The sequence below is a fragment of the Clostridium sp. genome (assembly GCF_021443865.1).
Classification (GTDB): Bacteria; Bacillota; Clostridia; order Clostridiales; family Clostridiaceae; genus Clostridium.
In genome coordinates this window covers 98784-115646 of sequence record NZ_JABUTB010000035.1, presented here as the reverse complement: position 1 = coordinate 115646, position 16863 = coordinate 98784, and the positions used below count along the sequence as shown (strand labels likewise).

Genomic DNA, 16863 nt, shown 5'->3' with positions numbered 1-16863 from the left:
ATGCATTATACATTACTAATTATCTTTTAGTGCTTTTATTTGAGCTGTCATTTCAGGTACAACTTTAAATAAATCACCAACTATTGCGTAGTCTGCTGTTTGCATTATCGGAGCTGTAGCATCTTTATTAATTGCTATTATCATATCTGATTCTTGCATACCTGCTACGTGTTGAATAGCTCCAGAAATACCACAAGCTATATATATATTAGGCCTTACAGTTTTACCTGTTTGTCCAACTTGATAATCTCTTTCTATCCAGCCATTTTCAACAGCTGCTCTTGATCCTGCTAATGTTCCACCTAAAGCTTCTGCTAATTCTTCTAAAATAGCAAAGTTTTCTTTAGATCCAACACCTCTACCACCTGAAACAATAAAATTAGCTTCACTTATGTCTACAATTTCTTTAGCTTCTTTTACTATTTCTACTATCTTAGTTCTTATATCTGATTCTTCTAATTTCACTTCTACTTCTTCCACGGTGAAGTTTCTATCTTCATTAGGAAGCTTTGAGAAAACTCCAGGTCTTACTGTTGCCATTTGTGGTCTGTGATCTGGACAAGCAATTGTTGCCATTAAGTTTCCACCAAAAGCTGGTCTTGTAGCAAGTAAATCTTCCTTTTCCACATCAACATCTAAAACTGTACAGTCTGCTGTTAAACCTGTGGATAATCTTGCTGCCACTCTAGGACCTAAATCTCTTCCTATAAATGTTGCACCAATGAACATTATTCCTGGCTTTTTGTCATTTGCTAAATCACAAATAACTTTAGTATATCCATCAGTAGTATAGTGTTCTAATAATTTGCTTTCTGCAACTATTACTTCATCTGCACCATGTCTACCTAATGTGTCTGCTAATGATTTTATATTATCACCTAATAATAAAGCTGTTAACTTTACGCCTAATTTATCTGCAATCTTTCTACCTTCGCCAAGTAATTCAAGAGAAACCTTTTGAAGTTCTCCTTCTCTTTGCTCAGCAAATACCCAAACGCCTTTGTAATCTGCAATATTCATCTTTTTTACCTCCCATATATCTTAGATGTAGTGTTTTTCTTTTAATTTTCCTAATACATATTTTACAGCTTCTTGAGGAGTTTCTTTTATTAACTCTCCAGCTCCCTTAGTTTCCTTAGTCATTGTTTTCTTAACCTTAGTAGGTGAACCTTTAAGTCCTAACTCTTCTTTATTTACTTCAATATCATCTGCTGACCATACTTGAATTTCTTTATTTGCTGTATCAAATATATATCCAACATTCATATATCTTGGTTCATTTAATTCTTTAATTGCTGTTAAAAGAACTGGAGCTTGAACTTTAATTAATTCATATCCATCTTCTAAAGCTCTATTAACTAATAACCCATCTTCTTCTATTTTTACATCTTGAACATATGTTATTTGAGGTATATTTAAATGTTCTGCAATTTCTGGTCCAACTTGAGCAGTATCTCCATCAATAGCTTGTCTACCTGCAAATACTATATCATATTCTAATTTCTTTAAAGCACCTGCTATTGTTTTTGATGTTGCTAAAGTGTCAGCACCAGCAAAAGCTCTATCAGTTATAAGTATTGCTTCATCAGCACCCATACATAATGCTTCTCTTAAAGCTTCCTTTGCTTGTGGAGGTCCCATACTTATTACAGTAATCTTTCCTCCAAATTCATCTTTTATTGTTAATGCAGCTTCTAGTGCATGCTTATCTTCTGGATTTATAATTGATGGAACTCCATCTCTTATAAGTGTTCCTGTTTTTGGATCAATTTTAACAGCTGTTGTATCTGGAACTTGTTTTAAACAAACTACTATATTCATTTATAAATCCTCCCCTTATCTTAAAGCATTTCCTGAAATTACCATCTTTTGAACTTCTGAAGTTCCTTCATAGATTTCAGTAATCTTAGCATCTCTCATCATTCTTTCAACAGGATATTCTTTAGTGTAACCATATCCACCAAAGATTTGTACAGCCTTAGTAGTAACATCCATAGCTACTTCTGCTGCATAAAGCTTAGCTCTTGCTGCATCTACTGAATATGGAAGTTTATTTTCCTTTAGCCATGCTGCTTTATATACTAAATGTCTAGCAGCTTCAATTTTAGTATCCATTTCTGCTATCATCCATTGTAATCCTTGGAATGCAGCTAATGGTCTATTAAATTGTTTTCTTTCCTTCATATAATTAACAGCTTCTTCAAAAGCTCCTTCTGCTATTCCTAATGCTTGAGCTGCTATACCAATTCTTCCTCCATCTAAGGTCTTCATTGCTATACCAAATCCTCTGCCTTCTTGTCCAATTAAATTTTCTTTAGGAACTACACAATTACTCATTACTAATTCTGTAGTTGAAGAACCTCTAATACCAAGCTTGTCTTCTTTCTTTCCAATTGAGAATCCTTCGAAACTCTTTTCAACTATAAATGCAGATATTCCTTTTGTACCCTTGCTCTTATCAGTCATGGCGAATATAATAAATGTTTCGGCAACTCCACCATTTGTAATAAATATCTTAGATCCATTTAATATATAATTGTCACCATCTAATACAGCTACAGTTTGTTGACCAGCTGCGTCTGTTCCAGCACCTGGTTCAGTTAACCCAAAAGCACCTATTTTTTTACCAGTTGCTAAATCTTTTAAATATCTGTCCTTTTGATCTTTAGTACCAAACTGATCTATTAAAGACGCACATAAAGATGTATGTGCTGAAAGTATAACACCTGTGGTTGCACATACCTTTGATAATTCTTCTACAGCTAATATATATGAAAGAGTGTCCCCACCTGCTCCACCATATTCTTTTGAAAATGGAATTCCCATCATTCCGATTTTAGCCATCTTTTCAACATTTTCCATAGGGAATCTTTCTGTTTCGTCAATTTCAGCAGCTATTGGTTTAACTTCCTTCAAAGCGAATTCTCTAACCATTTTTTTTACTAGTTCTTGTTCCTTAGTCAATTGAAAATTCATTAATTATACCTCCTTGATATTGTACCCTTTTGCTTAATTAAATTGTATCTAAATTTTTAATTTTTTTTTATTTTTCTTTATTCTGACTATTTATTAGAAAAATTTTTAGCTCTCTTATCAATGAAAGCTGTCATTCCTTCTTTTTGATCTTCAGTTGCGAAACATTTTCCAAAGTCTTCTGCTTCAATTTCAATTGCAGTATCTATATCTACTTGCATACCTCTATTTATTGCATCTTTGCATAACTTAACAGCTATAGGAGCATTAGCCATAATTGCATTTGCCATAGCCTTTGCTTCTTCCATTAAGTTTTCTAAAGGTACTACTTTATTTACTAAACCTATTCTTAAAGCTTCATCAGCCTTTACCATTGCACATGTGTAAATAAGTTCTTTTGCTTTTCCTTCTCCAACTAATCTAGGTAATCTTTGTGTTCCACCAAATCCTGGTGTTATTCCAAGTCCTGCTTCTGGTTGAGCAAATCTTGCCTTTTCTGAAGCAATTCTAATATCACAAGCCATAGCTAATTCACATCCACCACCAAGGGCAAATCCTGATATAGCTGCAATAACAGGCTTGTCTAATTTTTCTAATCTTCTGAAAACTTTATTTCCTAAAAGGCCAAAATTCTTTCCTTCCTCTTCTGAAAGGTCCTTCATTTCTGAAATATCTGCGCCAGCTACGAAAGCCTTTTCACCAGCACCAGTTAATATAACAGAATATATATTACTGTCTTGTTCTAAATCTTCTAAAACTGCATCTAAATCTTTTAATGTGTCAGAATTTAGTGCATTTAAAGCTTTAGGTCTATTAATAATCACAATTGCTAAGTGTCCTTCTTTTTCAAGAATTAAATTTTTCAATTCCATTGAAAGTCCTCCTTCTAAACTATATATACAATATTTTTTAATGCTTATAATATATATTTGATATGGAAATATTGTTATAAGATTAACAATATAGTCAAAAAATAATTGAAGCGTATGCTTCAACTATTATTATAACCGTATAAAATTCCTTTTTCAATAGTAATTGTAAAATAAGGTAAATTAATAATGTAATCACTTACATTGCGCTTTACTATTTAGATTCTTCTTTATCATTTAGTAAGTAAATGAGTGTTAATAAACTCTCAGACAAATGTACATTTTCTACTGTTACCTCATCTGGAACTGATAAATCAACAGGTGCAAAATTCCATATTCCTGTAACTCCATTTTCTACTAATATATCACTTACCTTTTGTGCATTTATTCTAGGTACACATATAATACCGATATCTATAGAATTCTCTGATAGGTAGTTTTTTAGAATATCAATATCTTGAATTTCTATATCTCTTATTCTAATTCCTATTAGCTTCGGATTTGCATCAAATATTCCTACAATTTTTAAACCACTTTGTGCAAATCTACTATAGTTTGCAATTGCCTGACCTATATTACCTGCTCCAACGATTATAGCATTATATTCTTTGTTTAATCCTAATATAGTACTAATTTGATTGTAAAGATCCTTAACATTATAACCATATCCTTGTTGACCAAAGTCTCCAAAGCAATTTAAATCTTGTCTAATTTGTGATGCAGTAAAACCAATTTTTTCACCTAATTCTTTTGAAGATATTCTATCTACATCATTCCTTAATAATTCTTGTAAATATCTATGATATTTTGGCAATCTTTTAATTACTGCCATTGAAATATTTTTTTTCTTCTCCATATTATTTCTCCTATTTTTATTTTTTATTTAAAACACGTTTTTTCATATATATTATTTATTTTAACACTTTTATTTATATTTTAAAACAATTTAAGTTATGTATTTAACAAAGAATATCAACTATATTATTAACCTAATATCTTACTTTTATCTCTGAAAGCAAAATATTTTTAATTATATTAAAAATATACAAAAAATTAGACTTATGTATAACGTAGCAGATGCGTTATACATAAGTCTCAATTTTACAAAATTAAACTTTTGTAAGCAAAAGTAATCTCGTATGCTTCCCTTATGCCTGAATGTTCTCAACTCAAATAATTATATGTAATTTGCTGAAATTTGTCAACAAAAAAAGTATCCTACTTAAAATCATTGCTTATTATCCAGAAAACTACAAGTTATGCTACCATTATATTATATATATTCACTTTGTTTTAAGGAATTTATAAAAGCATTATCCTGTTAATAAACTTTTATAAATTCCCTTAGTATATTGAAGGTAAATATTATATTCTGGTAACTTGGAGACAATGCCAAGTGGAAGAATGATAATATTTATCTACTAGTTACTTTAGACATCTTGTGGAATTTAATACTGCAAGAACTGTAACTCCAACATCTGCAAATACTGCTTCCCACATAGTAGCTATTCCAAAAGCTCCTAAAATTAATACTAATACTTTTATTCCTAATGCAAATATTATATTTTGCCATAAGATTTTGTTAGTTTTTCTAGCAACTTTTATTGCTGAAACTAAGGCTTCTGGATTATCATTCATAAGAACTACATCTGCGGCTTCAATAGCTGCATCTGAACCTATGCCTCCCATAGCAACACCTATATCTGCTCTTGCTAATACTGGAGCATCATTTATTCCATCACCTACGAATATTACTTTTCCTTGAGACTTATTACCATTGATTATTTCTTCTACTTTTTCTACCTTATCACCAGGTAATAATTCTGCATACACTTTATCTACACCAACTATTTCTGATACCTTTTTAGCAACTGTTGCATTATCACCAGTTAACATTACAGTTTGTGAAACTCCTATTTCCTTCAATGCTTTTATTGCATCTTTAGAGCCTTCTTTAATTTCATCAGAAATAACTATATTACCTTTATATTCTTTGTTAATAGCTATATGAACTATAGTTCCAATTGTATCAACACTTTCATATTTAATATGGAACTTTTCCATTAGCTTATAGTTACCAATTAATATTTCTTTTCCTTCTAATAGAGTTTTTACTCCATGTCCAGAGATTTCTTCATAATTAACTAACTCATTTGAATTTACTTCTTTTCCATATTCTTTAATTATAGATTGTGCAATTGGATGGTTAGATAAACTTTCTGAAATTGCAGCTACTCTTATAAGCTCCTCTTTATCTATATTAACAGTATTTACTTCTGTTACTTTAAAAACACCCTTTGTTAAAGTTCCAGTTTTATCAAATACTATTGTATTAACATCCTTTAATGCTTCTAAATAGTTTCCACCTTTAACTAATATACCCTTTCTTGATGCTCCACCTATTCCTGCAAATAATCCAAGAGGAATAGATACTACTAAAGCACAAGGACAAGATACTACTAAGAAAATTAATGCTCTAGATAACCAGTCATTAAAACTTCCATTATTTAATACAAAAGGTGGTATTACTGCTAATGCTATAGCAGAGAAAACAACTACAGGAGTATAATATCTTGAGAATCTAGTTATAAACTTTTCTGTTGGTGCCTTTTTATTAGAAGCATTTTCAACTAATTCTAATATTCTTGATACTGTAGATTCTTTAAAACTCTTAGTTACTTTAATATTTAAAACACCATTGGTATTAATAAATCCTGCTAAAATGTCATCACCTTTAGATACTTCTCTTGGTACTGATTCCCCTGTAAGAGCTGATGTATCTACAAAACTGCTTCCATTTACAATTATCCCATCTAAAGGAACTCTTTCACCAGGCTTTACAAAAATTATTTCATCTATATTTACTGTTTCTGGATTTACCTTTTCTTCTTTTCCATTTCTTATAACATTGGCATAATCTGCTCTAATGTTCATAAGAGATGTTATTGATTTTCTTGATCTATTAACTGCATAAGATTGGAATAACTCTCCTATTTCATAAAATAACATAACTGCTACACCTTCTGGATATTCACCAATAAAGAATGCACCTAAGGTTGCAATAGTCATTAAGAAATTCTCATCAAAGACTTCCCCTCTTAATATATTTTTAACTGCTGTTAAAATTACATTTCCACCTATTAATAAATAACTTACTACAAATAGCCCTAATGTTATCATTGATTCTCTATCTAAAAGTACTGCTATTATAAAAATTACAGCTCCAATTATTAATCTTAAGTTTTCTTTTAAAGTTATAGGCTCACTATGTGAGTGGTCATGTGAATGTCCATGTGAGTGATCATGTGAATCTTCATGAGAATGCTCATGACTATGGGAATCTTCACCTCTGGAAGTATGTCCATGTTTTTCATGTGAACTATGATCTTCTACTGCACATGTTTTACTTGTACATTTATTTACATTTTCTATTACTTGATTTTCATTATCTTTATGGAGTACTTTAACTTCTGGCTCTAATTTTTTAATTATTTCTTTAGCCTTTACAACAATATCATTTAAATCTTCATTTCCATTACCTTCTATAATTAAAGTAGATGTTGTAAAATTTAAATTAGCTTCTTTAACTCCCTCTAAATTATTTACTCTAGTTTCTATTTTATTTGCACAATTGGCACAAGTTAATCCTGATAAAATTAATTTTGTTTCATTTTTACTCATAGTTATCACCACTTTCCTATTCTAAAATATGCTTAAACCCTTCATTAAAGATGTGTTTTATATGGTCATCCGCTAAGGAATAATATATAACTTTTCCATCTCTTCTAAACTTAACTAATCTATTACCTTTTAATACTCTAAGTTGATGAGAAATAGCTGATTGAGTCATATCTAATAAAGCTGCTAAATCACATACACACATTTCTTCTTTAAATAAAGCATGTAATATTTTTATTCTAGTTGAATCGCTAAAGGCTTTAAATAAGTCTGCTAAATCATATAGAGTTTCATCACTTGGCAAACTTTCTCTAACTCTTTCAACAATATCCTTATGAATTATATTGCAATTACAACTTTCAACTTTATTTTCTCCCATTATCTATTCCTCCATTCATAGAAACATATGAATAATTGTTCATATGTTTCTTTTAATATTATTATATGCTTATCTTAGTATTATAGTCAACAATTTCGGAAAATTTTTATAAATTTCTAGAAAATAAAAAAGGAGTTATATTATAACTCCTTAAAACTTACTATATTACTAGTGCAATATGTTCTTTAAGCTTTTGATTTACAACAACTTCATCTAAAATTAAATTAATTGTTGTGTTACAAATATGACTTGCATATTGTAAATCCTTCTCATAAGAAACTATTCCACTATACTCTTTTTGAAGATCATCTATATATCTTCTTATATCTTCTCCATTTAAAGAAGTATTTATGTCCTTCTTAAGATTATATGATTTATTATACTTATTTAGATCATTTTCATATAAAACATGATCCTTAACAGCACCAGGACTTTTAAATTCCCATCTTTGATAATGAGGTACACAAAAATAATCACATAAGAAATGGCATATAACACCTAGTTCTTGATTAAATTTGCCTACTGAATATCTTATAAATATATCATCTAATGTCATTGAAGATAGAAACAATATTTTGTTTACTATCATGTTGATACTTTCATCAAAATAATGCTTTTTAAACTTATATTTTGATACTGAATCTGGCTTTAGATTTCCCCATACAAAATGCTTATCATTAATTAAAAACTTTTTATCTAATTCAACATTCTTAATAAAAGAAACAGCTAAAGACTTGTGAGTATTCATCATCATAAATTCCTCACCTCATTTCTTTCATAATTAATAATATAATTTTTTTCTTTAAAAAACAAATTTATTTATTTCATCTTTTACCTTATTAAACAAATAGGGCTGGATAGTAGGATAAGTTAAATTACTTGGTATATCATCAAATTCTCTAATTTCTCCTATTTCAAAATCTGGTAGCTTACCTAAAGTATATATCTCTGCATAAAATAATGCTGCATAACTTTTTTCTTCTCCTAATGTTATTGAATAATCATTAACATATGTGATTTTAAAATCCTTTGCTCCTGTTTCTTCGTACAATTCTCTTTCTGCTGTATAATCTATATCCTCATTTGGTTCTCTATGCCCAGCTGGTATCTCCCATGTATCTCTTTCTTTATGCTTAACAAATATCCATTTGTCCTTATATTTAGATACAACTATAGCATACAGTAACTTTTCATTATTCACTTTATTTTTATCATAAAATTCTACTTCCAATTTTTATCTCCTGAGTTTCTTACTTTATTATTTTGATTTTTCCACTATCATTTAAGTTCTTCAATATTATAACTATTATTGGTAAAACAAATATTCCTATGAATCCAAAAAGTCTTGCTCCAATAAAGATACAAATCAACATAATTATTGGATGTAAGCCTACTTGCTTACCAACTATCTTAGGCTCAAGTATATTTCTAATAACTGTAATAACAATGTAAACTATAGATAATCCTATTGCAAATGGTATATTTCCCTTAAATATCTCTATAAGTATCCAAGGTATTACTATTCCTCCTGTACCAAGAACAGGTAATATATCCACACAGGCAATTAACAAGGCAATAGTTATTGAATTTTCTACCCGTAATATTGAAAGTCCAATGGCTAATTCTAAAAAGGTTATCCCCATAATAATAGAATATGCCTTTACAAACTTAAATAATGTGCCAACGATGTAATCTTTAACTTCAAAGAAAATACTTCTCATCTTAGGTGAGAATTGCTTTGTTATAAATCCTGTAACCTTCACATAATCCATTGCAAAGAAGAAGGATGATATAATTGTAAAGATTAGCATAATAAAAAAGCTTGGTACCATTGAAACTGCAGCAGATAAAAAAGTAACAACTCCTGCTGATATGCTAGATATAATTGTTCCTAAGGATTCTGCTATTGATGATATCATCTCCCTAATAGTTTGATATAATGAAGGATCTAATTTAATTATCCAAATATCAACGTTATTAGAAATATTAAATATAACTGGCTCAATGCTATTTCTATATACATTTGGAAGCTGTATAAATACTTCCTTTAGTGCAATAAATATCTTAACTATAATTAATGTAAATAGTGCCCCTACTGTTGCATAAAATATCAACACAGTAAGCCCTGCAACTAACTTCCTATTAATTTTCAACTTTTTAGTTACTACATTAATAAGAGGTTTTAACATAAAAGCTATACCAAAGCCTAATACAAATGGTAAGAACCAGCCAAGGGCATATTTAATAGTTATATAAATTATTGCTGCGATTATTAAAAAGTAAATTACATTTATTATAAACTCTCTCTTTTTCTCAACATTCATAGCCTTTTAAACTCCTACATTCTTTTCTTTGATTATACACTAAAAAACATTATATTAATATTTATAGGAAAAAATTTAATTTAATATTCAGAATTAATTAATTTTTATCAAAAAAAAACAAAGATATATAATAAATATCTTTGCTTTACATATATTTATTAAATTTTTAATCCCACTCTAAATCCATAAAACTATTAAATTTCTTATTATTGCAAATAGGACAGCTACTACTTTTCAACTCTTCTAAGGATATAGGCTCATATTTACCTTCACAAACATAGCATTTATTGTCTAATGTAAAAATTTTACCATTGTCATATTTAATTTTCACATAATTTATTGTAGATAAATCTCCGCACCTATTACATTTTCCATATGCATTATGATAAGTTGTTTCTTCTGTAGTACCTTTGTTTATTATATAATTTATAAATTCCTTATCCCTATCCTTAAAGGTCTTAATGAATTCTTCAAATTCTTTAGTTCTGCTACCTATTCCTTCAAAAATAGTAGCACTATATCCACACTTTTTACATTCAAGACTAATTCCCTTACCCAAAGGCACTTCCCTCCCCTTTTTACACCTTATGTAATATATATTAAGGAGCTGTCGAGACAGCCCCAGTTATGTTGGTTATGTTAATTATATTAATTATTTATATAGTTTTTAAATACATCCGTAAAATCTTTTCTAATATATGTTTCTCTAGTTAGCTTTGTCCAATTAAAAGCGTACTCATTTATATTTTTAAATATTTCTCCTATATTGCCTTCTACAACCTTACTTGATGCACATGCAGTAGCTGCTATCTTTAATGATTCTTCTGATTTATCAAGCATAATATTATTTTCATGCACTATATGAGATATTCTAATTAAAGACTTATATAGATCCTTTAATTGCTCTATTTGATTTCTATCTACATCTATAGAGAAAGCATTATCTCCAATTGTAAATTTAATTTCACAGTCTAAATCTATAGTTCCAGCTGTTTCTATAGCTACATTTCTAATTATATTCTTGTAATAATCGTATCTAGTTACAAGTCTCTTTTTACTTACAGCAGATGTTCCATCCACATGAATTAACGCTAAATTAGTAAAGCAGTATTCATCAGATCTTGATTTTATAAGGAAAAATATTTGTTCTCCATCTTCATGAAATATATAGTCGTCAGCTTCTACCTTATTAAAATCCTTTTTATCAATAATTTTCCCAATGTCGCTTAATCCTAACGCATCTGAAGCTATTTTTTTTAACATAAATACCCTCCTCAACATTATGTTTAATAATTTTTTATTAAACTATTTTTTATATATTAAATCAATATTTTTTTAGCTCTTACATCTATTTTATCATAAATTTAGCAAAATATGTTTACATTAAACTGAAATTCAAAGAGAAAAAGTGCTATTAGCACCTCTAATAACACACTTTATCTACATATAAACTTTAATAAAAACTTCAACTAGGGGTTCCAATATCTTGTGCTTATATATAAGTTCACATAAAAATAATTAATTATCAATTGAGTTTTATTGTATAAATTATAAACTTTTTTTATTATAATTATTTACAGTAATATAGGAGGCTTAACAAATGAAGATTTTAATAATTATTTTCAGTTTGATAGTGATAGGATTATTAGCAAATTATGCTGGTAAATTAGTTGAATTAATAAAACTCCCATCTCTTATAGGAATGATTCTATTGGGAATGTTTATAGGACCTGCTTTTCTTAACATTGTACCTTATGAAACATTAAATATTTCTACACATATTAAAGATATAGCATTAGTGACAGTTTTATTTATAGGTGGGCTTGGTATTAGTTTAAATCAAATGAAGGAAATAGGTAGGCCCGCATTTTTACTAAGTATTATTCCTGCAACCTTTGAAGGATTAGCCATTGCATTTTTATCTATGCTTTTCTTAAAATTCTCCTTTGTTCAAGGAGCTATATTAGGTTTTATAATAGCTGCTGTAAGTCCAGCTGTTTTAGTTCCTTCTATGGTAGATTTAATTAATAGAAAAATAGGTCAAGATAAATCAATTCCTCAAATGCTTTTAGTTGGAGCCTCTGCTGATGATACAGTAGCTATAACTTTATTTACAACCTTTTTAGGAGTATATTTATCAAGTATTAATGGTGAGTCCTTATCTATTTTATCAGAACTTATTTCCATACCAATAGCTATAATTATAAGTATAGTAGTTGGGTTTATATTAGCATACATAACTAAAGGGATATTATCGAAAATAAATAATAATATTCTTAGAGTTATTTTTTCCTTAAGTATTTGTATAGCAATTAGATATGTAGAAAACAGACTCCATTTATCAGCCTTTAATTCATTATTAACCATAATGATTTATGGTTTCTTTTTGAGAACATTTTTAAATGACTTGGCTAAAAAAATCCAAGATGGAATAAATATAGTTTGGAAATATGGCAAATTATATCTTTTCTCTTTTGTAGGAATGGCTATAGACCCTTCATTAGTTGGGGAATATTTATGGATAGGTATAGTAATGCTTATAATATCATTAACTATCCGTTCTATTGGTGTTTCAGTTTCTTTAATAGGTACAAATCTAACCTTAAAGGAAAGAATCTTTTGTATAATAGCTTATTTGCCTAAGGCTACTGTTCAGTCTGCAAAAGCTGGAATTCCTCTTCAAATGAGCGTAGCTGGAGGAGAAATAATGCAGGCAATAGCAATTTTAAGTGTATTGGTAACTGCACCAATTGGGGCAATTGGAATAAAGCTTACATCACCAAACTTATTAAATCAAGGCTACATAGAAAATGAACCATCTTAATTAAAATAGTAACTAAATTTTATTACTGGCAATGAATGGTATCCTGGTGCTTATACTTTAATAATAATATAAATTAAATAAAGGCTGTGATTTAAGTATTTTATTTAAATCACAGCCTTTAATTTCAAATATTATTAATTAGAATTACATAAATATTACTTATGCTCTTCTATAAATTTCTTATACCATTTATAACTATCCTTCTTATAACGTTTATATGTTCCATTACCTTCATTATCACCATCAACATAAACAACTCCATAACGTTTTTTCATTTCTACACTTCCTGCAGAAACAATATCAATAATTCCCCACATAAAATATGCTCTAACATCTACACCATCTTTTATGGCTTCTTCTATTTGAGTGAAATGTTCTTTTAGGTACTGAATTCTATAATCATCGTGGATAGTTAAGTCCTCATTTAATATGTCTTGAGTTCCTAATCCATTTTCTGAAATAATAACTGGCTTTTGATAACGATCATAAACCTTATTAAGAGTAGTTCTTAATCCTATAGGATCAATTTGCCAGCCCCATTCTGTTGCTTTTAAATAAGGATTTTTAACTGTTGCAACAAGATTTCCTGCTGTTTGTTCAGCATCTTCAATGGTAACAATACTAGATGAATAGTATGAGAATGAAACAAAGTCAGCAACATTATTTCTAAGAAGTTCATCATCCCCTTCTTCCATCTTCACTTCAATATTTCCTTCTTCAAAGAAACGATTCATATATGATGGATAATATCCTCTTGTTAATACATCTGAACAAAACCATTGATTTACATTTTCATCATGTACAAGTTTAAAATTATCTTCTGGTCTAGGTGTTAATGGATAATAACAGAAGCATGAAACCATACATCCAAACTTACCCTTGCAAATATCTTTTCCATACTCTATTGTTTTTGCACTTGCTATAAATTGATGATGTAATGATTGGAAAACAAGGGATTGATCATATTTTTCATTTTCTTCTTTAATAAGTCCAACCCCATTATAAGGAGAAAAATAACCTGCATTTATCTCATTGAAAGGAAGCCAAAAATCAACATCATCTTTCCAACGATTAATAACAACCTTGGCAAATTTAAAATAAAAATCAACCATTTTTCTATTACGCCATCCACCATATTTCTCTACAAGGTGTAGAGGAACTGCATAGTGATTCATTGTAATAAATATTTTAATATTTGCTTTTTTTAACTCTTGAATTATATGGTCATAAAATAATAAACCTTCTTCATTAGGAGTATCTTCATCACCTAAAGGGAAAATTCTTGCCCAGGATATAGAGAAACGATATACATCTAATCCAAGTCCCTTTATTAATTCTAAATCTTCATCAATATGTTTTATTCCCTCTACACCTCTACGAAAAGCATAGTTGCCTATGTCCTTACAGTTTTTAGCTTCTTCAACAGTATCAAAACTTAGTAATCTTGTTTTTGTAGTAGCTTGTGAAGTACGTGGTAAGTATGGACGACAATCTTGTGTATCTAATCCTTTACCACCTTCATTAAAACCACCCTCATATTGACTGGCTGCTGTTGCTCCACCCCATAACATTTTCTTCATACTCTTCTTTAGCATAATCTAATTAGAATTATTTAAATTAATACTTCTAATTTCTTTATACTTTCTCCTTTCTAAATTCTCATTATGTACTTTTCACTTTAATTATTGTTAATTTCTATTTCTAAATTAAGTAATTATCTTTCACAAAATTATAACCCAAATGAAATATTATTTCAATTAGGTTGTTAAACTATTTTCTATCTTAAAATATCTATAAATTAAATTAAGGCTATAACTTAAGTAACACTTAAATTACAGCCTTAATTTTTACAAACCATTATTTACTATAATGATTTTATTTACATGAATTCTCCATACCTTCGCTCATTACCTATATCATTTAATAGATGCTTTATTTCCTGCTCTTTATTTTTATCCATAATTAGAATAACGTCTCCTGCATCTACAACTATTAAATCCTTTAGTCCAAATCCAATAATTAGATTTTTCTCTCCAAAAACTGCGCAATTTTCACTATCTTGAAGGTATACATTATCGCTTACTTTATTATTTTTGTCTTCTTCTAAATATCTACTTAAAGCTGAAAAGCTTCCAATGTCATCCCATATAAAATCACTTTTAATAACATAAGCTTTTCTTGTTTTTTGCATAACACCAAAGTCTATAGATATACCATCTATTAAAGAGTATTGCTCTCTAATAACTTCATCTTCATTTTCTTCTCCTATATTCTTATATATTTCCATTAATGATTTATATAATTTAGGAAGGTATCTTTCTATTTCTCTTAGTATTACATCGGCTCTAAATATAAACATTCCGGAATTCCATAAATAGCTACCCTTTAGTAAGAAGTCCTTTGCCACTTCTAGATTAGGCTTTTCTGTAAATCTTTCTACTCTAAAGGTGGGTATTTCTGCTATAGTTCTTTGTCCCATTTCAATATACCCATAGCCTGTCTCTGCTCTTGAAGGGGTAATACCTAAGGTTACTATCCCTCTTTTCTTATTAGCCATTTCAACAGCTTGTGATAATGTCTCAATATACAATTTTTCGTTTTCTATATGGTGGTCCGAAGGTAAAACAACCATAATAGCATCATTGTCCTTTTTTAATAGCTTTACAGCTGATAAGCCTATACATGTTGCAGTTTCCTTGTTCATTGGTTCAGTGAAAATATTGTTTGAATTAATATTATCTAATTCTCCCTTTACCTTATCCTCATAATCCTTATTAGTAACAATATAAATATTTTCTTTGTTTATTAATGGTGATACCCTATCTACTGTATTTTGTAGAAAGCTTTTCTCATTAATAACCTTTAAAAATTGTTTAGGCCTTGCTGATCTTGATAAAGGATAAAGTCTTGTACCTTTTCCTCCTGCTAATATTAGCCCGTATATCAATAATTTTCAACTCCACGTAAATACTATGATATATATTATGCCTTATAGCACTTTTTGTGATTTTCACAACTCTAATTCCCCTTTATTTTTTAGTTACAGAATAATACCCCTATATATATCGTATTAAAATTAGTTAGTTATAGAATAATATTCCTATATATTTTGTATTGAAATTTATCTTTTAATTTCTTATAATATCATATGCTTATAAGAAATTAAAAAAGGAGAGATTTTATGAACAGAAAAAAATTATTAGCCCTAATTTTAACTTTTTCTTTAACTTCTACTATAAGTGTACATGCTGCCACATTTAATAATGTAGAATATTCTTCAGAGATTGGAGCATCTAAATTAGCTACTACAGATATTAGTGAAAATGAAGAAAAAGATAATTTTCCAACTGTAGAAGTTCAAACCTTATATTTTAATAAAGCTAATCCTAATAATTTAATTATAGAAAATATTAATTTTAATAACCATGATTTAAAAAAGTTTTCTATTAGTCAAAATAATATTACTAATAATATTATTTGTAATTCAAATTCTATAGAAATTCCTGCTGATATTATATTAGATTTAAATCTTTCTACTGGATATAATATTACTTCATTAGAATTTTCAGATGGATCATTATATGTTGGATTTGTTTATATTTATGTAACTGATAGTAATGATATAACACCTGATATCCCTGGAACCCCTGAAGAGTCTAACCCACAACCTGATGAACCTGAAAACTCTGAAGAGGTTAAGAATCCAACAATTGAAAATCAAGTTTTAGATTTTGATTTATCTAATCCTAAAGATTTAACTATAAAGAATGTAAACTTCGATGAAACAAATTTATCATTTATTACTATAAATAATAA

At 28.8% G+C, this 16863-nt stretch carries 16 protein-coding genes; 2 read left to right on the top strand and 14 right to left on the bottom strand.

Annotation, left to right across the window (positions count from 1 at the left end; all coding sequences use genetic code 11):
• Window positions 1-15: 15 nt before the first annotated feature.
• The 12 genes from HUJ77_RS07925 to HUJ77_RS07870 form a co-directional block, all read right to left on the bottom strand.
• Complete coding sequence (locus HUJ77_RS07925; protein WP_291708041.1) at window positions 16-1020, bottom strand: electron transfer flavoprotein subunit alpha/FixB family protein; 1005 nt, start codon at window positions 1018-1020, stop codon at window positions 16-18.
• Window positions 1021-1041: 21 nt separating this feature from the next.
• Window positions 1042-1821: an electron transfer flavoprotein subunit beta/FixA family protein gene (locus HUJ77_RS07920; RefSeq protein ID WP_291708040.1), complete on the bottom strand. Its 780-nt coding sequence runs from the start codon at window positions 1819-1821 to the stop codon at window positions 1042-1044.
• A gap of 15 nt (window positions 1822-1836) precedes the next feature.
• On the bottom strand, window positions 1837-2976 hold the full coding sequence (locus tag HUJ77_RS07915) for an acyl-CoA dehydrogenase (protein ID WP_291708039.1): 1140 nt from the start codon (window positions 2974-2976) through the stop codon (window positions 1837-1839).
• 86 nt (window positions 2977-3062) lie between these two features.
• Window positions 3063-3845 (bottom strand): short-chain-enoyl-CoA hydratase, encoded by a 783-nt coding sequence (locus HUJ77_RS07910; protein ID WP_291708038.1) that lies wholly within the window; start codon window positions 3843-3845, stop codon window positions 3063-3065.
• 211 nt (window positions 3846-4056) lie between these two features.
• Entirely contained in the window at window positions 4057-4698 is a 642-nt protein-coding gene (locus HUJ77_RS07905; protein WP_291708037.1) for a redox-sensing transcriptional repressor Rex, read from the bottom strand.
• Between the two features lie 569 nt (window positions 4699-5267).
• Window positions 5268-7523 (bottom strand): heavy metal translocating P-type ATPase, encoded by a 2256-nt coding sequence (locus HUJ77_RS07900; RefSeq protein ID WP_291708036.1) that lies wholly within the window; start codon window positions 7521-7523, stop codon window positions 5268-5270.
• Between the two features lie 16 nt (window positions 7524-7539).
• A complete protein-coding gene (locus HUJ77_RS07895; RefSeq protein ID WP_291708035.1) occupies window positions 7540-7899 on the bottom strand; it encodes a metalloregulator ArsR/SmtB family transcription factor in 360 nt (119 codons plus the stop codon).
• A 160-nt stretch (window positions 7900-8059) separates the two neighbouring features.
• The gene (locus HUJ77_RS07890; protein WP_366033053.1) at window positions 8060-8653 is read right to left on the bottom strand and encodes a zinc dependent phospholipase C family protein; all 594 of its coding nucleotides are present in this window, start codon (window positions 8651-8653) and stop codon (window positions 8060-8062) included.
• 48 nt (window positions 8654-8701) lie between these two features.
• Window positions 8702-9130: an NUDIX domain-containing protein gene (locus tag HUJ77_RS07885; RefSeq protein ID WP_291708034.1), complete on the bottom strand. Its 429-nt coding sequence runs from the start codon at window positions 9128-9130 to the stop codon at window positions 8702-8704.
• A 19-nt stretch (window positions 9131-9149) separates the two neighbouring features.
• Entirely contained in the window at window positions 9150-10223 is a 1074-nt protein-coding gene (gene ytvI, locus HUJ77_RS07880; protein ID WP_291708033.1) for a sporulation integral membrane protein YtvI, read from the bottom strand.
• A 166-nt stretch (window positions 10224-10389) separates the two neighbouring features.
• Window positions 10390-10782, bottom strand: coding sequence for a hypothetical protein (locus HUJ77_RS07875; RefSeq protein ID WP_291708032.1), 393 nt, complete (start codon window positions 10780-10782; stop codon window positions 10390-10392).
• An 89-nt stretch (window positions 10783-10871) separates the two neighbouring features.
• Window positions 10872-11486, bottom strand: coding sequence for a PH domain-containing protein (locus HUJ77_RS07870; RefSeq protein WP_291708031.1), 615 nt, complete (start codon window positions 11484-11486; stop codon window positions 10872-10874).
• 337 nt (window positions 11487-11823) lie between these two features.
• Between HUJ77_RS07870 and HUJ77_RS07865 the strand changes: the two genes are divergently transcribed.
• Window positions 11824-13047: a cation:proton antiporter gene (locus HUJ77_RS07865; RefSeq protein WP_291708030.1), complete on the top strand. Its 1224-nt coding sequence runs from the start codon at window positions 11824-11826 to the stop codon at window positions 13045-13047.
• Between the two features lie 155 nt (window positions 13048-13202).
• On the opposite strand, the gene HUJ77_RS07860 is transcribed toward HUJ77_RS07865, so the two are convergent.
• Window positions 13203-14627 (bottom strand): glycoside hydrolase family 1 protein, encoded by a 1425-nt coding sequence (locus tag HUJ77_RS07860; RefSeq protein WP_291708029.1) that lies wholly within the window; start codon window positions 14625-14627, stop codon window positions 13203-13205.
• 299 nt (window positions 14628-14926) lie between these two features.
• Window positions 14927-15994: a mannose-1-phosphate guanylyltransferase gene (locus HUJ77_RS07855; RefSeq protein WP_291708028.1), complete on the bottom strand. Its 1068-nt coding sequence runs from the start codon at window positions 15992-15994 to the stop codon at window positions 14927-14929.
• Between the two features lie 234 nt (window positions 15995-16228).
• Here HUJ77_RS07855 and HUJ77_RS07850 point away from each other — a divergent pair.
• On the top strand, window positions 16229-16863 hold a 635-nt coding region (locus HUJ77_RS07850), incomplete at its 3' end, for a hypothetical protein (protein ID WP_291708027.1).

Excerpts from the sequence above, each read along its gene's own strand:
- HUJ77_RS07925 (WP_291708041.1), bottom strand. The coding sequence starts at position 1,020 with ATGAATATTGCAGATTACAAAGGCGTTTGGGTATTTGCTGAGCAAAGA.
- HUJ77_RS07920 (WP_291708040.1), bottom strand. The coding sequence starts at position 1,821 with ATGAATATAGTAGTTTGTTTAAAACAAGTTCCAGATACAACAGCTGTT.
- HUJ77_RS07915 (WP_291708039.1), bottom strand. The coding sequence starts at position 2,976 with ATGAATTTTCAATTGACTAAGGAACAAGAACTAGTAAAAAAAATGGTT.
- HUJ77_RS07910 (WP_291708038.1), bottom strand. The coding sequence starts at position 3,845 with ATGGAATTGAAAAATTTAATTCTTGAAAAAGAAGGACACTTAGCAATT.
- HUJ77_RS07905 (WP_291708037.1), bottom strand. The coding sequence starts at position 4,698 with ATGGAGAAGAAAAAAAATATTTCAATGGCAGTAATTAAAAGATTGCCA.
- HUJ77_RS07900 (WP_291708036.1), bottom strand. The coding sequence starts at position 7,523 with ATGAGTAAAAATGAAACAAAATTAATTTTATCAGGATTAACTTGTGCC.
- HUJ77_RS07895 (WP_291708035.1), bottom strand. The coding sequence starts at position 7,899 with ATGGGAGAAAATAAAGTTGAAAGTTGTAATTGCAATATAATTCATAAG.
- HUJ77_RS07890 (WP_366033053.1), bottom strand. The coding sequence starts at position 8,653 with ATGATGATGAATACTCACAAGTCTTTAGCTGTTTCTTTTATTAAGAAT.
- ytvI (WP_291708033.1), bottom strand. The coding sequence starts at position 10,223 with ATGAATGTTGAGAAAAAGAGAGAGTTTATAATAAATGTAATTTACTTT.
- HUJ77_RS07870 (WP_291708031.1), bottom strand. The coding sequence starts at position 11,486 with ATGTTAAAAAAAATAGCTTCAGATGCGTTAGGATTAAGCGACATTGGG.
- HUJ77_RS07865 (WP_291708030.1), top strand. The coding sequence starts at position 11,824 with ATGAAGATTTTAATAATTATTTTCAGTTTGATAGTGATAGGATTATTA.
- HUJ77_RS07860 (WP_291708029.1), bottom strand. The coding sequence starts at position 14,627 with ATGAAGAAAATGTTATGGGGTGGAGCAACAGCAGCCAGTCAATATGAG.